Raw genomic sequence first — 24,194 nt, forward strand, 5'->3', positions numbered from 1 at the left:
GCAATATGGCCCCTTGCGGCCCGGAACCTCAGGAGCCTGACCTTATGAAGGGCCTCGTCATCGTCGCCAAGCAGCGCACCGGGACAAATTTCCTGCGCAGCCTCATCGCGAGCTCCAGCAACGCGCATAACGTGGGGGAGGCCTTCCACACCGACACGCTCGGAGCGGACGGAAATTTCTTCACCTGGATGGAGCGCAACGGCAGGTCCTACCCGCTGATCCGCAAGGATCCCGAGATGCGTGAGCTGATCACGGCCTGGCTGGACGACCTGGAGCGCGACTTCCCGGTGCCGGTGCTGGACCTGAAATACAACTCGTTCTGGGCGGTATCGAATACCTGGATGAGCATGATCGAGATGCCGCCGCTGCTGAAGGTGCTGCACCAGCGCGGGTACAAGTTCGTGCATCTCACCCGGGCGAACCGGCTGGAGCATGCGCTCTCGCTGGTCTTCGCCCGCGAGACCGGGGTCTACGTGACCTTCCAGGATGTCGAGATCAACGGCAAGTACACCATCGACCCGGAAAAGCTGCAGACCATGTGCCGCCAGTACGAGCGCGAGATCGCCTTCGTGAACGGCTACCTGCGCCGCCTGCGCCGGGTGGAGGAGATGACCTACGAGGACATCCACGGCGCCGATGAGCGCGTCCTGCGCCCGGTGCTGCGCAAGCTGATGGCGGGCACCGACATCGTGTTCGACCAGGTGGGCGAGGCGAAGACCCGGAAGATCGTGAAGAACTGGCGGGACAATGTGAACAACGTGGCCGAGATCGAGGCCGCCTTCGGCCTCTGACCGCCCCGCCCCGCCGCGTCTCGCGCCGGAGGCCGCGCCCACCCGAAGGGTCGAGTGCCCCGGGGCCCCCGCAGCCTTGACGCCGTGCCAGCCCCGGCGCCCGGCCCTTCCCTCACCATGCCGGGCGACGAGGGCCGCGCCCGGCATGGAGGGCGCGTACCCCCCTTGGCCGGCTTGGGCACGCCGAAACATCAGTGTCGCGTGAGCTGTGGATGACACCGCCGACGCGCCCTCCGGGGCGCGGCCCGGGTGTGGCACCCGGGCGTAACGGGCGGTGGGGGCGTGCAACGATCCGGGCGGGGTGCTGCGGGACCGGTGGGGCGGTGCCGGGATGCGGCCGGGAGCCGGGCATGAAAAAGGGCGGCACCGGCGGGCGCCGCCCCTCTCGGGAAGAGGTCCCGGTTCAGACCTTCTGCAGCGGGCGCAGCGCGGTGACCGCGGCGCGGGCGAGCGCCTCGATGCGGGCCCAGTCGCCGGTCTCCAGCGCGTCGTTCGGGATGACCCAGGAGCCGCCGACCACGCAGACATTCGGCAGCTTCAGGTATTCCGGCGCGTTTTCCAGCGACACGCCGCCGGTGGGGCAGAACTTCACGTCCGGCAGCGGAGAGGCGAGGGATTTCAGCAGGTTCGGCCCGCCCGCGGCCCCGGCGGGGAAGAACTTCACCACCTCGAAGCCGCGGTCGGCCAGGGCCATCGCCTCGGTTGCGGTGGCGCAGCCGGGCAGGAAGGGCATGCCGGCCTCGGCAACCGCGTCCATCAGCGCGGCGGGCGCGCCCGGGCTCACGCCGAAGGCGCAGCCCGCGTCCATGCAGGCCTTCACGTCGGCCGCGTTGCGCAGGGTGCCGGCGCCGACGACCGCATCGGGGCAGGCGGCCTTCATCTCCGCGATCGCCTCCAGCGCCACCGGGGTGCGCAGCGTCACCTCCAGCACCGGCAGGCCGCCGGCCACCAGGGCCTTCGCCAGCGGCGCGGCCTGGGCGACATCGTTCACGATGATCACCGGGATCACCGGGGCCAGGGCGCAGAGTTGGGCGGGAGTCTTCATCGGGTCAGCCTTTCAGGTCATGGATACGGGCGATCAGCCCGGCAGTGGAACCGTCCAGCCCCTCCGGCAGCGCCTCGCCCTTCACGGCGGGGATGAGCGCCTTGGCCAGCACCTTGCCCAGCTCGACGCCCCACTGGTCGTAGGAGTTCACGTTCCAGATCGCTCCCTGCACGAAGACCTTGTGCTCGTAAAGGGCCACGAGCCGGCCGAGCGCGTAGGGCGTGAGCGCGCGATGCAGGATGGTGGTGGTCGGCCGGTCGCCGGGGAACACCCGGTGCGGAGCGATCATCTCGATCTCGGCGGCGGACTTGCCCTCCGCCTCCATGTCGGCGCGCACCTCGGCCTCGGACTTGCCGAAGGCCAGCGCCTGGCCCTGGGCGAGGCAGTTGGCCAGCAGCAGCTCGTGGTGATGCTGGTCGGCGCCGCGCGGGGTGGCGGCGGCGATGAAATCCACCGGCACCGTGTCCGCGCCCTGGTGGATGAGCTGGAAGAAGGAATGCTGGGCATTGGTGCCCGGCTCGCCCCAGATCACCGGGCCGGTGGCCCCGGCGGGGCGGCCCTCACGGGTGACGCTCTTGCCGTTCGATTCCATGTCGAGCTGCTGGACATAGGCCGGGAAACGCTCCAGCCGCTGGTCGTAGGGGATGAGCCCCACGGTGCGCCAGCCCATCACGTTGCGCCGCCAGACGCCGATGAGCGCCAGCAGCACCGGCAGGTTGTGCGCCAGCGGCGCCTCGCGGAAATGCGCGTCCATCGCGGCGGCGCCGGCCAAGAACGCGCGGAAGGCCTGCGCGCCCACGGCTATCGCCACCGGCAGGCCGATGGCCGACCAGAGCGAGTAGCGCCCGCCCACCCAGTCCCAGAAGCCGAAGACGCGCGAGGCGTCGATGCCGTAGGCCGCGGTGGCCTCCAGGTTGGTGGAGACGGCAGCCATGTGCGCGCCCGCGCCATCCCCCAGCGCGGCGGAGAGCCAGGCGCGCGCCGTGTCGGCGTTCGCCATGGTCTCCAGCGTGGTGAAGGTCTTGGAGGCGACGATGACCAGCGTGCGCTTCGGGTCCAGCGTGGCGGTGACATCGGCGATATGGCCGCCGTCCACGTTCGAGACGAAGTGCAGGCGCGGGCCGTCATGGTCCGGGCGCAGGGCGCGGGTGGCCATCACCGGGCCGAGGTCGGAGCCGCCGATGCCGATGTTGATCACGTCGGTGAAGGGCCCGTCCGCCGCGGCATAGGCGCCGGAGCGCACGTCCTCGGCGAAGGCGAGGAACCGGTCCAGCGTGGCACGCACCTCGGGCATCACGTCGGCGCCGTCGATCTCGACCACCGCGCCTTCGGGCGCGCGCAGCGCCATGTGCTGCACGGCGCGGCCCTCGGTGAGGTTGATCGGCGCGCCGGAGAACAGCGCCTCGCGGCAGGAGGCGACACCGGTCGCCTCGGCGAGGCCCAGCAGGGCCGAGAAGGCACCCTGGTCGATCTTCTCCTTGGAGAAGTCGATCGAGAGGTCGTCCAGCGTGGCCGTGAAGGCCCCGGAACGGCCGGGATCCGCCGCGAAGAGCTCGCGCAGGTGGATGCCGCGCAGGCGGGCACCCTCGGTCTCCAGCCGTTTCCAGGCCGTGTCGATGTCGCTCATGTTCCGTCCTTCTTCGTCAGACCGCCACAGCGGCTCCGGTCTCGGCGCTGCCGACCACGTTGCGGAAGGCGGCGAACATCTCGCGGCCCAGCCCGAAGGCATTGCCGGAGAGATCGGCCACCACGGGGGTGCGTGCGTCCCATTCCGCGGGGTCGACCAGGGCGTCGAGCGTGCCGGCCACCGCATCGAGGCGCAGCATATCGCCCTCGCGCAGCCGCGCAATCGGCCCGCCATCCATCGCCTCAGGGCTCACATGGATCGCGGCCGGCACTTTTCCAGAGGCACCGGACATGCGCCCGTCGGTCACCAGCGCCACCTTCAGCCCGCGCTCCTGCAGCACGGAGAGCAGCGGGGTGAGGGAATGCAGCTCCGGCATGCCGTTGGCCTTGGGCCCCTGGAAGCGCACCACGCAGATGAAATCGGAGGTGAACTCGCCGGCGCGGAAGGCGGTCTTCACCGCGTCCTGGTCGTGGAAGATGCGCACGGGGGCCTCGATGATGTGGCGCTCCTCCTTCACGGCGGAGATCTTGATGCAGGCCGAGCCGAGGCTGCCGCGCAGCAGGCGCAGGCCGCCGGTGGGGGCGAAGGGGTCGGCGGCGGGGCGCACGATCCTGTCGTTCAGGCTTTCCGTCGCGCCCTCTTCCCAGCGCACCTCGCCGTTCGCATCGAGCTTGGGCTCCTGCGTGTAGCGCGCGAGGCCGATGCCGGCCACGGTGCGGGTGTCGTCATGCAGCAGCCCCTCGGAGAGCAGGTCGCCGATGATGTAGCCGAGGCCGCCGGCAGCGTGGAAATGGTTCACGTCCGCCAGCCCGTTGGGGTAGACGCGGGCCATCAGCGGCGTGACCTGGGAGAGGTCGGAAAAATCCTCCCAGGCAAGCACGATGCCCGCCGCCCGCGCCATGGCGATGAGGTGGATGAGCAGGTTGGTGGAGCCGCCGGTGGCGTTCAGCCCCACGATGCCGTTCACGAAGGCGCGCTCGTCCAGCACCTCGGAGACCGGGGTGTATTCGTTGCCGCGCGCGGTGATCTCCAGCGCGCGCTTCACGCCGGCGCGGGTGAGCGCGTCGCGCAGCGGCGTGTTGGGGTTCACGAAGCTCGCGCCGGGCAGGTGCAGGCCCATGAACTCCATCAGCATCTGGTTGGTGTTCGCCGTGCCGTAGAAGGTGCAGGTGCCGGGGCCGTGATAGGCGGCCATCTCGGAGCGCAGCAGTTCCTCGCGGCCGATCTCGCCGGTGGCGAACTTGTTGCGGATGACGGATTTCTCGTCGTTCGAGATGCCCGAGGGCATCGGCCCCGCGGGCAGGAAGATCGCCGGCAGGTGGCCGAAGGTGGCGGCCGCCATCACCAGCCCCGGCACGATCTTGTCGCAGATGCCGAGGAAGAGTGCGGCATCGAACACGTTGTGGGTGAGGCCCACGCCGGCGGCGAGGGCGATCACGTCGCGCGAGAACAGCGACAGCTCCATGCCCGGCTGGCCCTGGGTGACGCCGTCGCACATGGCGGGCACGCCGCCGGCCACCTGCGCGGTGCCGCCGTTCGCGCGCGCCGCGGCGCGGATCAGCTCGGGGAAGCGCTCGTAGGGCTGGTGGGCCGAGAGCATGTCGTTGTAGGCGGTGATGATGCCGATGTTCGGCGCCCGCTCCAGCGCCACGCTGTCCTGGTCCGGGCCGGCGGCGGCGGCGGCGTGGGCGAGGTTTCCGCAGCTCAGGTGGGCGCGTCCGGGGCCGTTCTCGGCCGCGCGGGCGCAGCGCTCGAGATAGGTTGTGCGGGTGGCTTTGCTTCGGGCGGTGATGCGGGCGGTAACGTCCGCGACCATTGGCTTGAGGCTCATGTCGCTTCCTCCCTTCCAGGGGCAGTTCAGGGCGCGTAGACAACCGTTGCGCCATGCGAGAGCACGGCGCGGACAGGCGCTTCCTCCGTCGGGCCCGGGAGAAGCGCACGCGCGAGCGCCTCGGCCTTTTCGACCCCGGTGAGAAGCACGAATATGTGACGCGCCGATGAAAGCACCGGCGCGGTGAGGGTGATGCGCGGCTCCGGCGCCCCGGGCGCGCGCATGGGCAGCAGCTCCGGCGCGTCGGGGGCGAGCGCCTCCGCCAGCTTGTCGGCGCCAGGGAAGATCGAGGCCGTGTGCATGTCCGCGCCCATGCCGAGCACGCAGACATCGAGCGGCAGCGCGGCGCGCACCGCCTCAGCCAGGCCCGGCAGCACGGCCTCCGGGCTCTCGCCCTCGGCGGTGAGCGGGATGAGCGTGGCGGCGGCGGCGCGGTACTTCAGCAACGTGCGGCGCAGGAGGGCGGTGTTGGAGCGCTCCGAGCTCTCGGGCACGAAGCGCTCGTCGGTGAGCATGACCGAGACCCTGCTCCAGTCGAGCTCCGTCTCCGACAGCAGCTCCAGGAAGGGCCCGGGCGTGGTGCCGCCGGGCACGGCCAGCGTGGCCCGGCCGCGCGCCGCGATGCCCTCGGCCAGCAGGCCCGCCACCCGGCCGGCGAGAGCGGCCATCAGGGTCACCCTGTCGGGGAAATCCTCGCGCGGGCCGGCGGGGCTCATGACGCGATCTCGCGCCAGCGCCGGCCGTCGCGGTGCAGCAGCATCAGCGCGTCCTCCGGGCCGGAGGAGCCGCTGTCATAGGGCTGGGGCTTCTCGCCCGAGGCGCCCCAGGCGGCGATGATCGGGTCGGTCCAGGCCCAGGCGGCCTCCACCTCGTCACCGCGCATGAACAGGGTCTGGTTGCCGCGGATCACGTCCATGATCAGGCGCTCGTAGGCGTCGGGCATGCGCACCTTGGTGCCGTTCTTCGCGCCCATCGCGTCGGCGAAGGTCATGTCCAGCGGCACCTCGGTGAGGCGCATGCCGCCGGGCCCGGGGTCCTTGATGGTCATGCGCAGGGTGATGCCCTCGTCCGGCTGCAGCCGGATGATGAGCGCGTTGCCGTGCAGGGAGGAGACCTGGTCGGTGAAGATGGAATGCGGCGGGTCCTTGAAGAACACCGCGATCTCCGACATCCGGGTGCGCAGCCGCTTGCCGGTGCGCAGGTAGAACGGCGTGCCGGACCAGCGCCAGTTGGCGATCTCGGCGCGCAGGGCGACATAGCTTTCCGTGGCGCTGTCCGCGTCCTCCGCGTCCTCCAGGTAGCTCGCGCCGCCGGTGCCGGCGCGGTACTGGCCGCGCACGGTCTTGCGGGCGACATCCGTCGGGCTCATGGGCGAGAGCGCCCGGATCACCTTCAGCTTCTCGTCGCGCACCGCGTCCGGGTCGAAATGCGCCGGGGGCTCCATGGCGGTGAGGCACAGGAGCTGCATCATGTGGTTCTGGACCATGTCGCGCATGGCGCCGGACTGGTCGTAGTAGCTGCCGCGCCCCTCAACCCCGATGCTCTCGGCCACGGTGATCTGCACATGGTCGATGTGCCGGGCGTTCCACAGCGGCTCGAACAGCGCGTTGGCGAAGCGGATCGCCATCAGGTTCTGCACCGTTTCCTTGCCGAGGTAATGGTCGATCCGGTAGATCTGCGCCTCGGTGAAATGGGTGGAGAGCCGCTCGTTGAGCGCATGCGCGCTCTCCTGGTCGCGGCCCAGCGGCTTTTCCACCACGATGCGGCTGTCGGGGGTGATGACGCCGCTGCCGGCCAGCCGGTCGGCAATGGCGCCGAAGAAGCGTGGCGCGACGGAGAGGTAGAAGGCGCGCACCCGGCCGTCGTCCGCGGGGCCGAGGCGCTCGGCCAGGGTGGACCAGCCCTCGTCCGAGCTCGCGTCCACCGCCACGTAATGCAGCATGTTCAGGAAGGTCTCGACCAGCTCCGGCGTGCGGTCGTCCTTGGTGACGAAGCTCTCCAGCGCCTCGCGGGCCATCGCACGGTAGCCCTCGTCGTCCAGCTCGGAGCGGGCGGCGCCGAAGATCCGGGCATCCTCGGGCATCTGTCCGGCCTGCAGGCGGTGGTAGAGGCCGGGCAGGAGCTTGCGCCGGGCAAGGTCTCCCGTGGCTCCGAACACCACCAGGTCAAAGGGCTGGACAGGGATCGTGCGGGCAACCATCGGGACCTCCGGGTTCTGGCCGGTTAGAGGAGCGCCGGCAACAGGTGTCGGTGCGGAAGGTCCGCACCGCGTCTTTGACAGGTAATGGCCGATGCCTCCACGGCAAACACCAGTGCACGGGAAATCGTCTCGGCCGAAAGTTCCGCGATCGCGGAAGGAGATGCATGGCCCATTTCATCGAGCGCCGTCAACAGGGCGGCCTGAAATGTGTCGCCCGCGCCGACCGTGTCCTCGACACGCACCGCCTTGCCCGGCACGCGCACCATGTGGCTGTCCGACACCGCGAGCGCCCCCTCCGCGCCCAGTGTCACAACGACCAGCTTCGGCCCGATGGCCAGCCAGTCGCGCGCCGCGGTCTCCACGCCCTTGCCGGGGCAGAGCACGGCGAGGTCCTCGTCGGAGACCTTCACAAGATCGGCACAGCGCAGGAAATCGCCGATGCGCTCCTGCCAGCGGGCCCGGTCGGGCACGACGCCGAGTCGGATGTTGGGGTCCAGCGAGACGAGCTGCGTGCCGCGCGCCTGCCGCGCCAGGGTGAGGAAGGAGGAGCCCGACGGCTCCAGCACCAGCGAGTAGGAGCCGACATGCACGGCCTTGATGTCGTCGAGCCGGGGCAGGTCGGCCTCGGTGATCGCCCAGTCCACCGAGCCTTCGGAATAGAAGCTGTACTGCGCCGCGCCGGAGGGCGCGACCCCGATCAGCGCCAGGGTGGTGAGCGCGGGCTTGGGCCGCAGGAAGCGCGTGTCCATGCCCTCTTCGGTGGCGGCCTTCATCAGCCGCGCGCCCAGGCTGTCCTGGGCGTTGCCGGTCAGCAGCCCGGCGGTGCGGCCCATGCGTGACAGGCCCATCGCCACGTTGTAAGGCGAACCGCCGATGCGGGCATCGAGCATCACACCGGTCGATGTCGCTTCGCCGACATAGACATCGAAAAGCGCTTCGCCGCAGATCAGGAACATGACATTTCCATGGCTTTTGCTGCCATCTCCGTTTCCTCCCATTCCAGCGTGCTGTCGGCCGGTTGGTCTTCGTCGCTACCAGCACCCGGGAGCCTTGTAAATAAATAACTGAGAGTGATTTTTCCTACGCCGTCGCGCGCCGGGCCACAAGGTGAAAAGGTAAACGGCGGTGGGTGACGGCGCGCGGCCGCGTGCCGGATAGCCCCACGGCGCCGCGGCGCCCGCCGTCCGCGGCGGCGGGGCGCGGCAAAGCGGCAGGTCAGTGCGGCGCGGCATGGACAGGCCGGGCCGCATCGGCCATGTATTTGCACCTGCAAGGGTGTGCCGGGCGGCCCGCGGGGGCGCGCCGCCACCACATGTCATTTCCAGGGCCCGGCCCAGGGCATCGAGGACCTTATGAGCAAAACGACCATCGCGACGAAACCGATCGACGGCCAGAAGCCCGGCACCTCGGGGCTGCGCCAGCAGACCGCCGTGTTCATGCAGCCCGGCTATCTCGAGAATTTCGTCCAGTCGCTTTTCGACGCGATCGACCCCGCCGGAAAGACCCTGACGCTGGGCGGCGACGGCCGCTACTTCAACACCGAGGCCATCGGCACCATCCTGCGCATGGCCGCGGCCAATGGCGTGGCGCGCGTGGTGGTGGGCCAGGGCGGCATCCTCTCCACCCCCGCCGCTTCCGCCGTCATCCGCACCCGCAAGACCGACGGCGGCATCATCCTCTCCGCCAGCCACAACCCCGGCGGCAAGGACGGCGATTTCGGCATCAAGTACAACATCCCCGCCGGCGGCCCGGCGCCGGAGGCCATCACCTCCGCCATCCATGAGCGGACCACGACCATCTCCGAGTACCACATCCTCGAGGAGGCGGCGCCGGACATCGCCGCGTTGGGCGAGGCGACGCTGGGCGACATGGTGGTCGAGGTGATCGACCCGGTGGAGATCTACGCCGACCTGATGCAGAGCCTGTTCGACTTCGGCGCCATCCGCGATCTCTTCGCCTCCGGTTTCACCATGCGCTTCGACGCGATGCATGCCGTGACCGGCCCCTACGCGAAGAAGATCCTCGAGGGCCTGCTGGGCGCGCCCGAGGGCACGGTGATGAACGCAACGCCGCTGCCCGATTTCGGCGGTGGCCACCCGGACCCGAACCCCACCTACGCCAAGCCGCTCTTCGACCTGATGATGTCGCAGGACGCGCCCGACTTCGGCGCCGCCTCCGACGGCGACGGCGACCGCAACATGATCGTGGGCCGCGGCGCCTACGTCACGCCCTCCGACAGCCTCGCGGTGCTGGCGGCGAACGCGCATCTCGCGCCCGGGTACGCCGACGGGCTGAAGGGCGTCGCCCGCTCCATGCCCACCTCCCGCGCGGCGGACCGCGTGGCGCTGAAGCTGGGCATCGGCGCGCATGAAACCCCCACCGGCTGGAAGTTCTTCGGCACCCTGCTGGACGCCGGGCTCGCCACCATCTGCGGTGAGGAGAGTGCGGGCACGGGCTCCAACCACGTGCGGGAGAAGGACGGGCTCTGGGCGGTGCTGCTCTGGCTCAACATCCTTGCGGTGCGCAAGCAGCCGGTGGCCGAGATCCTCGCCGAACACTGGGCGGAGTTCGGCCGGGACTACTACTCCCGCCATGATTACGAGGGCGTGGACAAGCCCGCCGCCGAGGCCCTGATGGCGGACCTGCGCGCCGCGCTGCCGGAGCTGCCGGGCCGCAAGCTGGCCGGGCTCACCGTGCGCGAGGCCGACGATTTCGCCTACACGGACCCGGTGGACGGCTCACGCGCCGCTCAGCAGGGCATCCGGATCTTCTTCGAGGAGGACGCCCGCGCGGTGTTCCGCCTCTCGGGCACCGGCACCGTGGGGGCCACGCTGCGCCTCTACGTGGAGCGGTTCGAGCCGGACCCGGCGCGCCATGACCTCGACGCCCAGAAGGCCCTGGCCGAGGTGATCTCCGCCGCCGGCACCCTTGCCGACATTGCCGGGCGCACCGGCCGCGCCGGGCCCGACGTCATCACCTGACGTCTCCGGCCCTCCCCGGGGCGACGGCGCGCGGGCGCATTGCGCTTTCGCGCGCCTTGGGGGATGCTGGCAAAAGATCACCAGGAGTGAATTAGAAGCATGCCGCCCTCGACGATTCCCGGCGGAGACCAGGCCGGCCTCCGCGCCTACAACCGTCGCCTGATCATCGACCTCATCCGCCAGAGCGGGCCGATGCCGAAGGCGGAGATCGCGCGGGCCACGGGGCTCACCGCGCAATCCGCCTCGGTCATCGTGAACGCGCTGCTCAAGGAAGGGCTGGTGCGCAAGGAGGAGAAGGTGCGCGGTCGCGTGGGCCAGCCCTCCACCCCCATCGCGCTGGCGCCGGAGGGAGCGCTCTCCATCGGCGTGAAGATCGGGCGCCGCAGCCTTGAACTGGCGCTGGTGGATTTCCTGGGCGAGGTGATCCTGGCCCGCGAGGCGCGCTACGACGTGCCGCGCTGCGCCGACGTGATGGCCCGGCTGGCCAGCGAGGCCGCGGCGCTGATGTCCGGCGTCACCCCCGCGCAGCACGCGCGCATCATCGGGGTGGGCGTGGCGGCGCCGGGCACGCTCTCGGGCTGGGGCGACGTGCTCGAACTCGGCCCGCGCGAGCTGCAGGACTGGGACGAGGTCGACATCACCGGCACCGTGCACACGCTCTTCGGCCTGCCGGCGGAGATGTGGAACGACGCCACCGCCGCCTGCGCGGCGGAGATGATGCTGGGCCGGGCGATGGAGTTCTCCTCCGCGCTCTACATCTACGTGGGCACGTTCATCGGCGGCGGCGTGGTGCTGGAAGGGCGGCTGCTCGAAGGCACCCGGGCCAACGCGGGCGCCATCGGCTCGATGCCGGTGCCCGGGCCTGCGGGGCCGGAACAGCTCATCCGCCAGGCCTCGCTGCTGGGGCTGGACCGGTCGCTCGCCTCCGCCGGCATCGGCTCCGCCGGGGAGATGCGCGAGAAGGTGCGCATGGCGCGGTCGCACCCGGCCTGGCTGGACTGGCGCGCCCGCGCCGCGCGCGGCATTGCCCATGCCATCGCCGCCTCCGCCGCGGTGATCGACTTCGAGGGCGTGGTGATCGACGCGATGCTGGACAGCGTGGATGTGGAGGCGCTGACCGAGGAAACCCGCCGGGCCTTCGCGCAGATCGACGTGACCGGCACCAGCCCGCTGGAGATCCGCGCCGGAACCATCGGCTTCGCCGCCCGCTCGCTGGGCGCCGCCATCCTGCCCATCGTGCGGTCCTTCTCGCCGGACCGGGAACTGCTGGTCAAACGCCGCGCGGCGCCCTGAGGCCCCGGCCGCGGGGGAGCGCCATCAGTCGGTGAAGACCCCCGATCGGAGCCTTGCAGGCCGTCCGTCACGGCGGCACCGTTCTCGGCTCGGCTCGGCTCGGCTCGGCTCGGCTCGGCTCGGCTCGGCTCGGCTCGGCTCGGCTCGGCTCGGCTCGGCTCGGCTCGGCTCGGCTCGGCTCGGCTCGGCTCGGCTCGGCTCGGCTCGGCTCGGCTCGGCTCGGCTCGGCTCGGCTCGGCTCGGTGTCAGCTTCGGACCGGCATCAGCGTCGGCCCGGGCCCGCCCCGCGGTGCCGCGTGCGGCGAAGGCGCCGGGCTCAGGCCGCGGCTTCACCGGCCTCCGGACATTCGCCGGGCAGCCAGAACCAGCGCAGGGCCTCTGCCTCGGGCGGCAAGGCCGGCCCGGGGGCGGCCGTGCCCTGCGGTTCGGCGGCCAGCCGTTCGGCCTCCGCCAGGCAGGCATCGAAGGCGGGAGCCGGGGCGGCGACAGGCGCTTCCGTTTCCCACAGCGCGCGCAGCGAGGCGGGGGCGGGCCGGCGCTCCCCCGCCGCGCGCCAGGTGCCGCTGGCCGCGTCCACCGTGTAGCGCGACAGGAAGGCGGCGCCGTTGCGGGCGATGAAACCGAGGGCGGTGGCCAGGTGCTCCACCGTCTCCGCGCTCTGGAAATAATTCACCCCCAGCCGCACCCAGCCGGGGCGGAACAGCGCCCGGCCGGCGGCCACCTGGGCGGCGTGGGCGCGGGCGCGCTCCGGCCCGATGCCGAGCAGCGCATGGCCGTAGGGCCCGGCGCAGGAACAGCCGCCGCGGGCCTGGATGCCGAACAGGTCATTGAGCAGGGCGACGACGAAATTGTGGTGCAGCAGCCGCGCGCCGGCGCGGATGTTGAGCGCGAACACGCCGAAGCGCGGCGCGTCGCGGGGGCCGAGCAGCTCCGCCCCGGGCAGCGCGTCCAGCGCGTCGAGCAGGCGGGCGACATGGGCCTGCTCCAGTGCCTCGATGCGCGCCGCGCCCACGGCCATCTTCAGGTCCAGCGCCATCCCGGCGCGGATGTTGCCGAGGATGTCGGGCGTGCCGGCCTCCTCCCTCCGTTCGATGTCACGCAGGAAGACATGTTCCGTTTCCGTGACATAGCTCACCGTGCCGCCGCCGGCGATGCCCGGCCGGGCGGTGCGGAACAGCGCGCGGTCCGCCACCAGAACCCCGGAGGCCCCCGGCCCGCCGATGAACTTGTGCGGCGAGAGCAGGATGGCGTCGATGCCGTCCGCGGCCCCCGGCGCACTCTCGGCCATGTCGATCTCCATGTAGGGCCCGCCGGCGGCGAAGTCGCACACGAACCAGGCGCCGGCGGCATGCAGCGCGCGGGCGATGCCGCGGATGTCGGACTTCACGCCGGTCACGTTCGAGGCCGCCGAGAAGGCGCCGATCTTCAGCGCCGCACCCGGGTGGCGGGCGAGGGCGGCGTCCAGGCTGGCGCGGCAGATGCGCCCGGCGCGGTCCAGCGGGATGCGCTCGATGCAGGCGCCGCTCTCGCGCCAGGGCAGGTCGTTGGAATGATGCTCGTAGGGGCCGATGAACACCACCGTCTCCGGCCCCGGGGCGAGCCCGCGCACCAGCCGGTCGGCCGCCCCCGTCGCGCCGGCGCCGGCGAAGATCACTGCGTGGCGCGGCTCCGCCCCCACGGCGCGGCGCACCGCGGTGCGCGCGGCCTCGCGCAGGCGGGTGGTCTCGCGCCCGGTGGCGGAGGTCTCGGTGTGGGTGTTGGCATAGAGCGGCAGCACGCGCTCGCGCAGCGCCGCCTCCACGAAATCCAGCCCGCGCCCGGAGGCCACGTAATCCGCATAGATCAGCGCGCGCGGGCCGAAGGGCCCGTCGATGGTGGCGCCTTCGCCGATCACCCCGTCACGGATGCGGGCGACCAGCGCGTCGGGCATGGCGGGAACGGGGGCGACGGACATGGGCGGCTCCGGAGTTTTGCGGGATTTTCTGTAAATTATGATTGGCCTGCGTTTTGACCGCGAGTCAATACGCGGTTCCGGAAAATTTGACTTTACTGGTATTCTGATGCGTGTTCGGTTGGTTTGGTGCGACGCGGTTTCGGCCCGTGCTCGTCTGCGTGACCGGGCGCCGCAGGGGCGCTGCGGCGATGGAATCGCATCGCGGCACGGGGCAGACTGTGCCTGAGGGTGACGCTGGGGAGACTTGCATGTTCGACGCCACGGACCAGAGGATCCTGGAGATCCTCCAGCGCGACGCCGATTACCCGGTGGCGCGGATCGCGGAGGATGTGGGCCTGTCGAAGACCCCCTGCTGGCGGCGGATCCGGCGGCTGGAGGAGCTTGGCGTGGTGCGGCGCCGGGTGGCGCTGGTCGACCATGCGAAGGCCAACCTGCCGATGACGGTGTTCATCGGGGTGAAGGCGCCGCGCCACGAGGTGAAGTGGCTGGAGGCGTTCCGGGCGCTGGTGGAGGACACGGAGGAGATCGTGGAGGCCTACCGGCTCACCGGCCAGACAGACTACATCCTCAAGATCGTGGTGCCGGACATCGCGCGCTACGACCTGGTCTACAAGCGCATGATCGCGCGGCTGGAATTCTCCGAGGTGAACTCCTCCATCGCGATGGAGGAGATGAAGTTCACCACCGCCGTGCCGGTGAAATACCTCATCGGCCCCACCGGCACCGGCCCCGACGAGGAGGCCGGCTGAGGGGGGCAATGGCCCGGCTCACTGGGCGGCGACGCTGCCGCGCCCCGAGGCGGCGATGAGGGCGCGCAGCTCGGGCTTGCAGGAGCCGCAGTTGGTGCCGGCCTGCAGCGCGGCGCCGATCTGCTCGACGGTGATCAGCCCCTGTTCCTCGATGGCGAGGGTGATGGTGTTCACGCCCACGTTGAAACAGGCGCAGACCGCCGGGCCCGGGTCGACGCGCCCCGCGCCGGGGCGCCCGGCGAGGATGTCGCCTGTGGCGGGCCCCGCGTCCGTGAACGCGGCGCTCACGAAATCGCGCGCCACGGCCACCGGCGAGGGGGCGGCGTAGAAGGCCGCCGAGATGCCGCCCTCCGGGTCCAGGAAGGCGATGCGCGCCTGGCCCCGGGCCGCGTCGACATAGGAAACGGCGATGGCGCGGGCCGGCACGCCCAGCGTGCGGCGGGCAAGGGCCTCCCAGTCTCCCGGGCGCTCGGTGCCGGCAAGTTCCAGCCGCCAGCCCTGCTCGGTGCGGGCCCGGGCCCAGTAGCCGCCGGCGGGCCGGGGCGTGTGGCGTGTCACCGCGAAGCCGTACCAGGCCGGGGCGAGCGGGGCGATGCGCACCGCGGTGCGCTTGAGTTCCGGCTGGCCGGAGACCGGGTCGGTCTCCGCGGCCATCACCGCGTCCACCCGGCCCCTGGAGCTCCATTCCCCCGTCCAGTGCATGGGCGCGAACAGCAGGCCCGGCGGCGTGCGGTCGGTGATGCGCACCCGGGCGAGCATCTCGCCATGCGGGCTCTCGATCCGGGCCAGCGCGGCATGGGCGAGGCCGGCGGCGGCGGCGTCACGCGGGTGGATCTCCACGAAGGGCTCGGCGAGGTGGCGGCTGAGGCGGGCGGATTTCGCCGTGCGGGTCATGGTGTGCCAGTGGTCGCGCACCCGGCCGGTGTTGAGCAGCAGCGGGTAGTCCGCGCTCACCGCGTTCGGACTGCTGCGCTGGGTGAGCGGCAGCATGCGGCCGCGCCGGTCCGGGGTGAAGAAGCCGCCCTCGGCGAAGAAGCGCCCGCCCTCCGGGCCCGCGGCCGGCACCGGCCAGTGCCGCGGGGCGAGGGCCTCGTAGCCCCAGTCATCCAGCCCTGTGAGGCCGGAGAGGTCGAAATCTCCGCCCGCGCGCGCCGCGAGGCCGGAGAGTGCCGCGTATTCGCGGAAGATCTCGGCCGGGCCGGCATAGTCGAAGCCGGCGCCGAAGCCCATGCGCGCGGCGACATCGCAGATGATGCGCCAGTCGGCGCGCGCCGCGCCCGGGGCCGGCAGGAAGGCGCGCTGTCGCGAGATGCGGCGCTCGGAATTGGTGACCGTGCCGTCCTTCTCGCCCCAGCCGGTGGCGGGCAGCAGCACGTCGGCGAGGCGGGTGGTGTCGGTGTCCGCCACGATGTCGGAGACGACGACGAAATCGCAGCTCCGGATCGCCTCGGCCACGTGGTCGGCGCGCGGCAGGGAGACGGCGGGGTTCGTGCACATCACCCAGAGCGCCTTGATCTGCCCGGTGGCGCAGGCGTCGAACAGGTCCACCGCCTTCAGCCCGGGCCGCTCGGGCAGGCGCGGGCTGTCCCAGAAGCCGCGCATCAGGGCGCGGTGGGCGTCGTTCTCGATGTCGAGGTGGCAGGCGAGCATGTTCGCCAGCCCGCCCACCTCGCGCCCGCCCATCGCGTTGGGCTGGCCGGTGACGGAGAAGGGCGCCGCGCCGGGGGTGCCGATGCGGCCCGTGGCGAGGTGGCAGTTGAGGATGGCGTTCACCTTGTCCGTGCCGTCGGAGGCCTGGTTCACGCCCTGGGAATAGACGGTGACCACGCGGGGCGTGCCGATCCACATGTCGTGGAAGGCGGCGATGGCGGCGGGGGTGAGGCCGGTGACGCGGGCGGTCTCCTCCGGGGTGGCGGCCGCGGCGGCGGCGAAGGCGTCCGCGGCGCCGGAGACATGGGCGGCGATATACGCGTCATCCTGCGCACCGCGCGCCGCGATCTCGCGCAGCAGGCTGTTGAACAGCGTGACGTCGGAGCCGGGGGCGAGGGGGAGGTGCAGGTCCGCCGCCTCCGCCGTGTTGGTGCGGCGCGGGTCCACGGTGATGATGCGCGTGCCGCGCGCCTCGCGGGCCGCGAGCAGGCGCTGCATCAGCACCGGGTGGCACCAGGCGAGGTTGGAGCCCACCAGCACCACCAGGTCCGCCTCCTCCAGGTCCTCGTAGGTGCCCGGCACCGTGTCCGCCCCGAAGGCGCGCCTGTGGCCCGCCACGGAAGAGGCCATGCACAGGCGGGAGTTGGTGTCGATGTTGGCGGAGCCGATCCAGCCCTTCATCAGCTTGTTGGCGACGTAGTAATCCTCCGTCAGCAACTGGCCGGACACGTAGAAGGCCACCGAATCGGGCCCGTGTTCGGCGATGGTCTCGGCGAAGCGCCGGGCCACCAGCTCCAGCGCCTCGTCCCAGCCGGCCTCGCGCCCGGCGATGCGGGGGGCGAGCAGCCGGCCTTCGAGGGAGAGGGTTTCCCCCAGCGCCGAGCCCTTGGAGCACAGCCGGCCGAAATTCGCCGGATGCGCCGGGTCGCCCCGGACGAGGGCGCTGTCGGGGCCGGTGGGGGTTGCGATCACCCCGCAGCCGACACCGCAGTAGGGGCATGTGGTGCTGACGTCCTGTCCCGGCATCGCCGTCTCTCCCGCGCGCGCCATGCTACTGTGCCGCGAGCCGGGCTGCGAGGCTGGCGGCATCCAGCAGGATGCGCCCCTCCGCCACGGTGACCGGGTAGGTGGCCACGCCGCCCTCGTCCGCGCCGGTGGCCCGGCCGGTGGAGAGGTCGATCACCCAGTTGTGCAGCGGGCAGGTGACAGCGCGGCCGTGCTGGATGCCGTTCGACAGCGGGCCCTTCTTGTGCGGGCAGGCATCGTCGAGGGCGAAGACCTCGTCCTCCGCCGTGCGGAACACCGCGATGCAGCCCATGTGGGTGCGCACCACGCGCGCGCCCTGGAGCGGAATGTCCTCCAGCGCGCCGATATCGATGAAATCGCTCATTCTGCTGCCACCTTCGTCAGGTCCGCCAACGGGGCGAACTCATGAGAATCCGTGCCGCGCACGCGCTCGGCCCAGGGGTCCTTCTGATGGAATGTCTGGGAGTGGAAGAAGCGCGCGGCCAGGGCCTTGCGGCTCTCCTCGTTCTCCACCACCTGCTCCTTCACCCAAGCGAGCCCGACCTTCGCGATCCACTTGTAGGGCCGGTGCAGGTACTGGGCGTTCTCGCGGTAGAGCTGGTAGAAGGCGGCGCAATACTCGATGGCCTCCTCCTCCGTCCTCACCGTGCACAGAAGCTCGGTCTGGCGCACGTCGAGGCCGGCGGCCCCGCCCACGTGGAGCTGGTAGCCCTCCGACACGCAGACCACGCCGAAATCCTTGCAGGTGGCCTCGGCGCAGTTGCGCGGGCAGCCGGAGACCGCCAGCTTGAACTTGTGCGGCGACCAGGCACCCCAGAGCGCCTTTTCCAGCTTGATCCCCAGCCCCGTGCTGTCCTGCGTGCCGAAGCGGCAATGCTCGGTGCCCACGCAGGTCTTCACCGTGCGCAGCCCCTTCGCATAGGCGTGGCCGGAGACCATGCCGGCGCGGTTCAGGTCGGCCCAGACCGCCGGCAGGTCCTCCTTCTTCACGCCCAGCAGGTCGATGCGCTGGCCGCCGGTCACCTTCACCGTGGGAATGGCGAATTTCTCCGCCACGTCGGCGATGGCGCGCAGCTCGGCCGGGTTGGTGATGCCGCCCCACATGCGGGGGACCACCGAGTAGGTGCCGTCCTTCTGGATATTGGCGTGCACGCGCTCGTTGATGAAGCGGCTCTTGCCGTGGTCGGTGTATTCGCCGGGCCATTCGCACAGCAGGTAATAGTTCAGCGCCGGGCGGCAGGAGGCGCAGCCGCCGGAGCTTTTCCACTGCAGCGCCTGCTGCACCTGCGGGATGGATTTCAGCCCCTGCACGCGGATGAGCTTGCGCACCTCGTCGTGGCTGTGGTCGGTGCATTTGCACATGCCGCCGGCGGCGGGCAGCACGAAATCATCGCCCAGGGTGAGGGCCACCACCTTCTCCGTCAGCCCCGCGCAGGAGCCGCAGGAGGTGGAAGCCTTGGTGACGGCCTTCACCGCGTCCAGCGTGGTCGCACCCTTTCCGATTGCGGCGATGATCTGGCCCTTGCACACGCCGTTGCAGCCGCAGATCTCCGCATCATCCGGCAAGGCTGCAACGGCCGCCATAGGGTCCAGCGCGGCCCCCCCGGCGAAATTCGGGCCGAAGATCAGCGTGTCGCGGATTTCGGAGATGTCCTCGCGGGCCTTGATCTTGCTCAGGAACCAGCCGCCATCGGCGGTGTCGCCGTACATCACCGCGCCGACGATGCGGTTCTCCTCCAGCACCAGGCGCTTGTAGACGCCGCGCATGGCGTCGCGGAACACGATCTCCTCGCGGCCCGGGGCCTCGGCGAAGTCTCCGGCGGAGAACAGGTCGCAGCCGGTGACCTTGAGCTTGGTGGAGATTTCCACCGCGCGGAAGGCGTCCGCCGCGTCCAGCAGGGTGGCGGCCGCCACGCGGGCCTGGTCGTAGAGCGGGGCGACGAGGCCGTAGACCACGCCGTCATGTTCCACGCATTCGCCCACGGAGAGGATGTCGGGGTCCGAGCTGCGCATCGCGTCATCGACCAGGAGCCCGCGGTTGCACTCCAGCCCGGCTTCCTTCGCCAGCGCCATGTTGGGGCGGATGCCCACGGCCATCACCACGATGTCGGCGGGGATGACGCGGCCGTCCTTCAGCAGCACGCCCTCCACCCGGCCAGTGCCGCGGATCTCGGCGGTGTTCGCCTCGCAGTAGACGTCGATGCCCCGGGCCTCCAGCGCGCGCTGCAGCAGGAAGGCGGCGGAGGGGTCGAGCTGGCGTTCCATCAGGTGGGGCATGATGTGGACCACGCTCACCTCCATGCCGCGCATCTTCAGCCCGGCGGCGGCCTCCAGCCCCAGCAGCCCGCCGCCGATCACCACGGCGCGCGCGCCCCCGGCCTGCGCGGCGCTGAGCATCCGCTCCACGTCGTCGAGGTCGCGGTAGGCCATCACGCCCGGCAGGTCATGCCCGGGCACCGGGATGATGAAGGGGTTGGAGCCGGTGGCGATCAGCAGCTTGTCGTAGGGTGTCTCGCCGCCCGCGGAGAGCACGACCTTCCGCGCCCGGTCGATGCCGGTGACCGCCTCGCCGAAGCGGGTGGTCACGCCGCGGGCCGCATACCAGGCGGCGTCATGGGTCACGATCTCCTCATAGGTCTTCTCGCCGGAGAGGACGGGGGAGAGCATGATGCGGTTGTAGTTGCCGCGCGGCTCGGCGCCGAACAGGGTCACGTCATAGGCGGCGGGGTCGGTCTCGAAGAGGTATTCCAGCGCGCGGCCTGAGGCCATGCCCGCGCCGATGACAACCAGTTTCTTGCCCATGTGGGTATCCTTTCTGGTGGATCGCTCAGGAAATGCCCTCCCGCCGGGGGGAGGGGCGCGGTATCAGGCCGCCGACTTCTTCTTCGCGTGGCCGTGTTCGTAATCTTCGAGGAACTGCAGCACCTCGGCGCGGTAGGCGTAATAGTCCGGGTGCTCCAGCAGCGCGCGGCGGGTGCGCGGGCGGGGCAGGGCCACGTCCATGATCTTGCCGATGCGCGCGCGGGGCCCGTTGGTCATCATCACCACCCGGTCGGAGAGCAGCACCGCCTCGTCCACGTCATGGGTGACGCAGATCGCGGTGACCCGGGTGCGCGACCACACCTCCATCAGCACCTCCTGCAGCTCCCAGCGGGTGAGGCTGTCGAGCATGCCGAACGGCTCGTCGAGCAGCAGCAGCTTGGGGCTCAGCGCGAAGGCCCGCGCGATCCCCACCCGCTGGCGCATGCCGTTGGAGAGCTCGGCGGCGGGCTTGTGCATCGCATCGCCCAGGCCCACGCGCTCGAGGTAATATTCCACCACGTCCTGGCGTTCCTGCCGGCTGGCCTTCGGGTAGACCTTGTCCACGCCGATCGCCACGTTCTCCCGCGCGGTGAGCCAGGGGAACAGCGAGGGAGACTGGAACACAACCGCCCGCTCCGGGTTCGCGCCCTCCACATGGCGGCCGTCGAGGATGATGCCGCCCCTGGAGATGCCGTTCAGCCCGGCGGCCATGGTGAGCGCGGTGGATTTGCCGCAGCCCGAATGGCCGATGATGGACACGAACTCGCCCTTCGCCAGCGTGAGGTCGAAGCCTTCCACCACGGTGAGCGGGCCCTTCGGCGTGGGGTAGATCTTGTGCACGTCGGAGAACTGCAGGTAACGGGTGTCATCGGCCGCCGAGGCGCCGGCCTCGCGCACCGCCTTGGGCGCAAGGTGGTGGATGGCGGTGATGCCGGGCAGCGAGCGGGTCTGCGCGCTGGCGGCGGTGATGCCGACCCCCATCAGGTACTGGGTCACCTTCGCGCGCAGGCTCTTGAAGGCGGGGTCCGCATTCATCGCCGTGCGGTCCCGCGGGCGGGGCAGGTGCACCTCGAAGGCCTCGGCCAGGGTGGCGTCCGGGCCGGGGTTGAGCGGGATGATCCGGTCGGCGAGCAGGATCGCCTCGTCCACGTCATTGGTGATGAGCACCACGGTCTTCTTCTCGATCTGGCTGATCGCCTCGATCTCGTCCTGCAGGTTGGCGCGGGTGAGCGCGTCGAGCGCGGAGAGCGGCTCGTCGAGCAGGACCACCTCCGGCTGCATGGCGAGCGCCCGGGCCACGGAGACCCGCTGGCGCATGCCGCCCGACAGTTCCGCCGGGCGCCGGTCCACCGCGTGGGAGAGCCCGACCATGTCGATGTAGCGGCGCACCAGCTCCGCGCGCTGGGCGCGGGTCCTGCGCTTGTGCACGGCGTTCACCGCCAGGGCCACGTTGCCCTCCACCGTCAGCCAGGGCATCAGCGAGTAGGACTGGAACACCAGCCCGCGCTCCGGCCCCGGGCCCTCGATGGACGCGCCGCGGAACAGGGCCGCGCCGCTGTCGGGCGTCTCCAGCCCGGCGAGGATGTTCATCAGCGTGGTCTTGCCGGAGCCCGAGAAGCCCACGATAGCCACGAATTCGCCTTCCGACACCGAGAGGTTCACGTCGCGCAGCACCGACGTGGTGCCGAAGCCCTTGGAAACGTTGCGCAGTTCGAGAATGGGGTTCATGACACTCACCGGTTGGCCGAGAAGGTGAACATGGTCTGGAGCGCGAACATCAGCCGGTCCAGCGCGTAGCCGATCAGCCCGATGGTGAGCACCGCCACCATGATCCGGGCGAGGGACTGGGAGGAGCCGTTCTGGAACTCGTCCCAGACGAACTTGCCCAGGCCCGGGTTCTGCGCCAGCATCTCGGCGGCGATCAGCACCATCCAGCCCACGCCCAGCGACAGGCGCAGCCCGGTGAAGATCAGCGGCAGCGCCGAGGGCAGCACCAGCTTCACGATCCGGGTGCGGGTGTCGAGGTTCAACACCCGGCCCACGTTCACCAGGTCCTTGTCGATGGAGGCCACGCCGAGCGCGGTGTTGATCAGCGTCGGCCAGAGCGAGCAGAGCGTGACCGTGATCGCCGAGATCAGGAAGGATTTGGAGAACAGGCCGTCATTGGTGGCATAGACCGCCGAGATGATCATGGTGACGATCGGAAGCCAGGCCAGCGGCGAGACCGGCTTGAAGATCTGGATCAGCGGGTTCAGCCCGGCGCTCATCACCGGCGACAGCCCGCACAGGATGCCCACCGGCACCGCGATGGCCGTGGCCACCAGGAAGCCGAAGAACACGGTCTGCAGCGAGGTCCAGATCTGGGCGTAGTAGGTGGGCGCGCCGGTGTAATCGCGCCATTTCACCGCGTCCTCCTTGCCGGCGGCGATGAGCTTGGCGTTCCGCGCCTCCTGCCGGGCGTAGAAATCGTCCGCCTTGGCGGTTTCGCGCAGGTAGTCCTCGTTGAGCGACACCGCCTGCTCCCACACCGCCGCCGGGCCGGGCACCGCGCCGAGCGAGGTCTGCACCCGGGGCGCCAGAACCGCCCAGGCGGCGAGGAACAGCGCGATGGCCACCAGCGGAATGCCCAGGGTGCGCCAGATCTCGCGCAGGTTCGGGCCCGGCTGGTCGCCGGCGGCGATGCGCAGCAGCGGCGCGATCCAGGCGAGGCCGAACAGGCGGAACACCTTGTCGGCCCTGGTGATGCGGGCGAAGCGCCGCTCCTGGCGGGCCGCCTTGACGTGGGTGGGATCAGTGAGGGCGGTCATGGTCCTGCCTTTCGGTCCGGGGAGCGGTGGGTGGGAAAGCTGAAGTGCGGGAGGAGGGCGAGGGGCTCCCCCCTCCCGCGGGGCCGGCCTCAGCCGCCGACCTTCTCGTCGCCCTTCAGGCCGATGCTGAACCGGTCCAGATAGGCGTTCGGCGCGTGGCCGTCATATTCCACCCCGTCGATGAACTCGGCGGTGGCGGGCTTGTAGCCATCGGTGCCGAAGGGGAAATCCTCGCGGGCGGCGAGCCCGTCATCGATGAGGGATTCGGCGGCCTTCAGATAGACCTCCGGCAGGTAGACCGAGGCCGCGGTCTCGGCGTACCAGGCGTCGGGTTTCGCCTCGGCGATCTGCCCCCAGCGGCGCATCTGGGTGAGGTACCAGATGGCGTCGGAGTAATAGGGGTAGGTGGCGTTGTGGCGGAAGAACACGTTGAAGTCCGGCACCTCGCGCACGTCGCCCTTCTCGTATTCGAAGGTGCCGGTCATCGAGGCGGCGATCACCTCCGCGTCGGCGCCCACGTATTGCGAGCGCGACAGGATCTCCACCGCCTCCGCACGGTTGGCGTTGTCGTCGGCGTCCAGCCACATCGCGGCACGGATCAGCGCCTTGGTGACCGCGATGGCGGTGTTCGGGTTCTCCTGAACGAAGGTGTCGGTGAGGCCGAACACCTTCTCCGGGTTGTTCTTCCAGATCTCGTAATCGGTGATCACCGGCACGCCGATGCCCTTGAACACCGCCTGCTGGTTCCAGGGCTCGCCCACGCAGTAGCCGTCGATGGTGCCGGCCTCCATGGTGGACGGCATCTGCGGCGGCGGGGTGACGGAGAGCAGCACGTCGGCGTCGATCTGCCCGGAGGTGTTGTCGGGCGTGTAGAAGCCCGGGTTCAGCCCGCCGGCGGCCAGCCAGTAGCGCAGCTCGTAATTGTGGGTCGAGACCGGGAAGACCATGCCCATGTTGAAGGACTTGCCCTGGGCCTTGTAGCCCTGCACCACCGGCTTCAGCGCGGCGGCGGAGATGGGGTGGACCGGCTTGCCGCCCTCCTCCGGGATGTTCTTCTTCATCTCCTCCCAGACCGCATTCGACACGGTGATGCCGTTGCCGTTCAGGTCCATGGAAAAGGGCGTGACGATATGCGCCTCGGTGCCATAGCCGATGGTGGCCGCCAGCGGCTGGCCGGCGAGCATGTGCGCGCCGTCGAGCTGGCCGTCGATCACCCGGTCGAGCAGAACCTTCCAGTTCGCCTGGGGCTCGAGGGTGACGAACAGGCCCTCGTCCTCGAAGAATCCCTTCTCGTAGGCGATGGCGAGGGGCGCCATGTCGGTGAGCTTGATGAAGCCGAACTTCAGTTCGTCTTTCTCGACATCCAGCATTTCGGCCATGCTCGGCACGGCCGAGACGAGAGCGAGGGCGGAGCCGCAGAGCAGTCGGGTCAGTCGCA

General features: G+C 70.6%; 17 protein-coding genes. 4 read left to right on the forward strand and 13 right to left on the reverse strand.

Annotated features, from left to right (window positions below):
- Positions 1-44 precede the first annotated feature (44 nt).
- Positions 45-791, forward strand: coding sequence for a hypothetical protein (locus FDP22_RS06230; protein ID WP_138577827.1), 747 nt, complete (start codon positions 45-47; stop codon positions 789-791).
- Between the two features lie 403 nt (positions 792-1,194).
- Here FDP22_RS06230 and eda read toward each other — a convergent pair whose 3' ends face one another.
- The 6 genes from eda to FDP22_RS06260 are packed head-to-tail and all read right to left on the reverse strand — an operon-like array spanning position 1,195 to position 8,450.
- Entirely contained in the window at positions 1,195-1,836 is a 642-nt protein-coding gene (eda, locus tag FDP22_RS06235) for a bifunctional 4-hydroxy-2-oxoglutarate aldolase/2-dehydro-3-deoxy-phosphogluconate aldolase (protein ID WP_138577825.1), read from the reverse strand.
- A gap of 4 nt (positions 1,837-1,840) precedes the next feature.
- Complete coding sequence (gene pgi / locus FDP22_RS06240) at positions 1,841-3,463, reverse strand: glucose-6-phosphate isomerase (RefSeq protein WP_138577823.1); 1,623 nt, start codon at positions 3,461-3,463, stop codon at positions 1,841-1,843.
- A 16-nt stretch (positions 3,464-3,479) separates the two neighbouring features.
- Positions 3,480-5,294 carry a phosphogluconate dehydratase gene (gene edd / locus FDP22_RS06245; RefSeq protein WP_138577821.1) on the reverse strand — a complete coding sequence of 605 codons (1,815 nt, stop codon included), beginning with the start codon at positions 5,292-5,294 and terminating at the stop codon, positions 3,480-3,482.
- 26 nt (positions 5,295-5,320) lie between these two features.
- Positions 5,321-6,010, reverse strand: a complete 690-nt coding sequence (gene pgl / locus FDP22_RS06250; protein WP_138577819.1) for a 6-phosphogluconolactonase — start codon at positions 6,008-6,010, stop codon at positions 5,321-5,323.
- Positions 6,007-7,494 (reverse strand): glucose-6-phosphate dehydrogenase, encoded by a 1,488-nt coding sequence (gene zwf, locus FDP22_RS06255; protein WP_138577817.1) that lies wholly within the window; start codon positions 7,492-7,494, stop codon positions 6,007-6,009. Before zwf ends, pgl begins: the two co-directional genes overlap by 4 nt.
- A gap of 23 nt (positions 7,495-7,517) precedes the next feature.
- Entirely contained in the window at positions 7,518-8,450 is a 933-nt protein-coding gene (locus tag FDP22_RS06260) for a carbohydrate kinase family protein (protein ID WP_170317608.1), read from the reverse strand.
- A gap of 396 nt (positions 8,451-8,846) precedes the next feature.
- Here FDP22_RS06260 and FDP22_RS06265 point away from each other — a divergent pair, with 396 nt between their 5' ends.
- Both FDP22_RS06265 and FDP22_RS06270 read left to right on the forward strand, forming a co-directional pair.
- Positions 8,847-10,475, forward strand: coding sequence for an alpha-D-glucose phosphate-specific phosphoglucomutase (locus FDP22_RS06265; RefSeq protein ID WP_138577813.1), 1,629 nt, complete (start codon positions 8,847-8,849; stop codon positions 10,473-10,475).
- A 99-nt stretch (positions 10,476-10,574) separates the two neighbouring features.
- Positions 10,575-11,768: an ROK family transcriptional regulator gene (locus FDP22_RS06270; protein WP_138577811.1), complete on the forward strand. Its 1,194-nt coding sequence runs from the start codon at positions 10,575-10,577 to the stop codon at positions 11,766-11,768.
- A gap of 316 nt (positions 11,769-12,084) precedes the next feature.
- Here FDP22_RS06270 and FDP22_RS06280 read toward each other — a convergent pair whose 3' ends face one another.
- The gene (locus FDP22_RS06280; protein ID WP_239031883.1) at positions 12,085-13,722 is read right to left on the reverse strand and encodes an aminotransferase class V-fold PLP-dependent enzyme; all 1,638 of its coding nucleotides are present in this window, start codon (positions 13,720-13,722) and stop codon (positions 12,085-12,087) included.
- Positions 13,723-13,970: 248 nt separating this feature from the next.
- Here FDP22_RS06280 and FDP22_RS06285 point away from each other — a divergent pair, with 248 nt between their 5' ends.
- Positions 13,971-14,471, forward strand: a complete 501-nt coding sequence (locus FDP22_RS06285) for an Lrp/AsnC family transcriptional regulator (protein ID WP_138577809.1) — start codon at positions 13,971-13,973, stop codon at positions 14,469-14,471.
- Between the two features lie 18 nt (positions 14,472-14,489).
- Here FDP22_RS06285 and FDP22_RS06290 read toward each other — a convergent pair whose 3' ends face one another.
- From FDP22_RS06290 to FDP22_RS06315, 6 genes are all read right to left on the reverse strand, one after another.
- Entirely contained in the window at positions 14,490-17,147 is a 2,658-nt protein-coding gene (locus tag FDP22_RS06290) for a nitrate reductase (RefSeq protein ID WP_138577807.1), read from the reverse strand.
- A gap of 25 nt (positions 17,148-17,172) precedes the next feature.
- A complete protein-coding gene (gene nirD, locus FDP22_RS06295) occupies positions 17,173-17,511 on the reverse strand; it encodes a nitrite reductase small subunit NirD (RefSeq protein WP_138577805.1) in 339 nt (112 codons plus the stop codon).
- Positions 17,508-19,949: a nitrite reductase large subunit NirB gene (gene nirB, locus FDP22_RS06300; protein WP_138577803.1), complete on the reverse strand. Its 2,442-nt coding sequence runs from the start codon at positions 19,947-19,949 to the stop codon at positions 17,508-17,510. The genes nirD and nirB overlap by 4 nt, the downstream gene beginning before the upstream one ends.
- 63 nt (positions 19,950-20,012) lie before the next feature.
- Positions 20,013-21,677 (reverse strand): ABC transporter ATP-binding protein, encoded by a 1,665-nt coding sequence (locus tag FDP22_RS06305; protein WP_138577801.1) that lies wholly within the window; start codon positions 21,675-21,677, stop codon positions 20,013-20,015.
- Between the two features lie 5 nt (positions 21,678-21,682).
- Positions 21,683-22,756: an ABC transporter permease gene (locus tag FDP22_RS06310; protein ID WP_138577799.1), complete on the reverse strand. Its 1,074-nt coding sequence runs from the start codon at positions 22,754-22,756 to the stop codon at positions 21,683-21,685.
- An 89-nt stretch (positions 22,757-22,845) separates the two neighbouring features.
- Positions 22,846-24,135 (reverse strand): CmpA/NrtA family ABC transporter substrate-binding protein, encoded by a 1,290-nt coding sequence (locus FDP22_RS06315; RefSeq protein WP_138577904.1) that lies wholly within the window; start codon positions 24,133-24,135, stop codon positions 22,846-22,848.
- Between the last annotated feature and the right edge of the window lie 59 nt (positions 24,136-24,194).

The sequence above is a fragment of the Paroceanicella profunda genome, from assembly GCF_005887635.2.
Taxonomy (GTDB): domain Bacteria; phylum Pseudomonadota; class Alphaproteobacteria; order Rhodobacterales; family Rhodobacteraceae; genus Paroceanicella; species Paroceanicella profunda.

What these genes read in the sequence shown, in the direction of transcription:
- FDP22_RS06230 (WP_138577827.1), top strand. Translation starts at nt 45, where the DNA reads ATGAAGGGCCTCGTCATCGTCGCCAAGCAGCGCACCGGGACAAATTTC.
- eda (WP_138577825.1), bottom strand. Translation starts at nt 1,836, where the DNA reads ATGAAGACTCCCGCCCAACTCTGCGCCCTGGCCCCGGTGATCCCGGTG.
- pgi (WP_138577823.1), bottom strand. Translation starts at nt 3,463, where the DNA reads ATGAGCGACATCGACACGGCCTGGAAACGGCTGGAGACCGAGGGTGCC.
- edd (WP_138577821.1), bottom strand. Translation starts at nt 5,294, where the DNA reads ATGAGCCTCAAGCCAATGGTCGCGGACGTTACCGCCCGCATCACCGCC.
- pgl (WP_138577819.1), bottom strand. Translation starts at nt 6,010, where the DNA reads ATGAGCCCCGCCGGCCCGCGCGAGGATTTCCCCGACAGGGTGACCCTG.
- zwf (WP_138577817.1), bottom strand. Translation starts at nt 7,494, where the DNA reads ATGGTTGCCCGCACGATCCCTGTCCAGCCCTTTGACCTGGTGGTGTTC.
- FDP22_RS06260 (WP_170317608.1), bottom strand. Translation starts at nt 8,450, where the DNA reads ATGTTCCTGATCTGCGGCGAAGCGCTTTTCGATGTCTATGTCGGCGAA.
- FDP22_RS06265 (WP_138577813.1), top strand. Translation starts at nt 8,847, where the DNA reads ATGAGCAAAACGACCATCGCGACGAAACCGATCGACGGCCAGAAGCCC.
- FDP22_RS06270 (WP_138577811.1), top strand. Translation starts at nt 10,575, where the DNA reads ATGCCGCCCTCGACGATTCCCGGCGGAGACCAGGCCGGCCTCCGCGCC.
- FDP22_RS06280 (WP_239031883.1), bottom strand. Translation starts at nt 13,722, where the DNA reads ATGTCCGTCGCCCCCGTTCCCGCCATGCCCGACGCGCTGGTCGCCCGC.
- FDP22_RS06285 (WP_138577809.1), top strand. Translation starts at nt 13,971, where the DNA reads ATGTTCGACGCCACGGACCAGAGGATCCTGGAGATCCTCCAGCGCGAC.
- FDP22_RS06290 (WP_138577807.1), bottom strand. Translation starts at nt 17,147, where the DNA reads ATGCCGGGACAGGACGTCAGCACCACATGCCCCTACTGCGGTGTCGGC.
- nirD (WP_138577805.1), bottom strand. Translation starts at nt 17,511, where the DNA reads ATGAGCGATTTCATCGATATCGGCGCGCTGGAGGACATTCCGCTCCAG.
- nirB (WP_138577803.1), bottom strand. Translation starts at nt 19,949, where the DNA reads ATGGGCAAGAAACTGGTTGTCATCGGCGCGGGCATGGCCTCAGGCCGC.
- FDP22_RS06305 (WP_138577801.1), bottom strand. Translation starts at nt 21,677, where the DNA reads ATGAACCCCATTCTCGAACTGCGCAACGTTTCCAAGGGCTTCGGCACC.
- FDP22_RS06310 (WP_138577799.1), bottom strand. Translation starts at nt 22,756, where the DNA reads ATGACCGCCCTCACTGATCCCACCCACGTCAAGGCGGCCCGCCAGGAG.
- FDP22_RS06315 (WP_138577904.1), bottom strand. Translation starts at nt 24,135, where the DNA reads ATGGCCGAAATGCTGGATGTCGAGAAAGACGAACTGAAGTTCGGCTTC.